Below are 323 nucleotides of genomic sequence, written 5' to 3' on the forward strand. Positions count from 1 at the left end.
CCGGGCCGAGATCGTCTCGGCGGACCTGTCGACCATCGAGCCGGTCCAGCGCGTCATCGACGAAACCATCGCCACGCTGGGCGGCCTCCATATACTGGTCAACAATGCCGGGATCATCCGTAGAGCCGACAGCGTGGACTTTAGCGAAGCGGATTGGGATGCGGTGATCGACACCAATCTCAAAGTCCTGTTCTTCCTGAGCCAAGCCGCCGGTCGCCACATGATCGGTCAAGGCCATGGCAAGATCATCAACATCGCGTCCCTGCTCTCCTTCCAGGGCGGCATCCGCGTGCCGAGCTACACCGCGTCCAAGAGCGGCGTCG

The 323-nt window shown here is 62.2% G+C and carries 1 protein-coding gene; it reads left to right on the forward strand.

The genetic code is table 11. The features are described from left to right. On the forward strand, positions 1 to 323 hold a 323-nt coding region (locus ACODR8_RS19995; RefSeq protein WP_489008858.1), incomplete at both ends, for an SDR family NAD(P)-dependent oxidoreductase.

This window comes from Sphingobium sp. FG58 (assembly GCF_057809055.1).